This window comes from Deinococcus pimensis DSM 21231, from assembly GCF_000519345.1.
Lineage (GTDB): Bacteria > Deinococcota > Deinococci > Deinococcales > Deinococcaceae > Deinococcus_A > Deinococcus_A pimensis.
Map to the genome: position 1 here is coordinate 36697 of NZ_KI912631.1, position 327 is coordinate 37023.

Consider the following 327-nt stretch of genomic DNA (forward strand, 5'->3'; position numbering starts at 1 on the left):
CCTCGCGGACGCGCGCCCCCAGCGATTCGAGCATCAGGCGGTGCTCGCGGAACGCGCCCTGCAGGGCGAGCACGCCGACCGTGACGTCCTGCTGCGCGCGCGTCACGTTACCAGCCGCGCTTCGCGAGGCGCTGCTCCTCGATGAGGCTGTCGATGTTGATGCCCGTCATGGGCTCGCCGAGGTCCTCGCTGACTTCCGCGAGCACGTCGGGGTTCTGGAAGTGCGTGACGGCCTTCACGATGGCGCGGGCGCGGCGCTCGATCTTGGCGAGGTCGCCGCCGCCGCTCTTGAAGATGCCGCTGCCGACGAACACGCCGTCCATGCCG

At 70.6% G+C, this 327-nt stretch carries 2 pseudogenes; both read right to left on the reverse strand.

Annotated elements, in window-relative coordinates:
* Positions 1-106 (reverse strand): annotated as a pseudogene (locus DEIPI_RS41205) (pyridoxal 5'-phosphate synthase glutaminase subunit PdxT); the annotation flags it as partial.
* 1 nt (position 107) lies between these two features.
* Positions 108-327, reverse strand: a pseudogene (locus DEIPI_RS38950) (pyridoxal 5'-phosphate synthase lyase subunit PdxS); the annotation flags it as partial.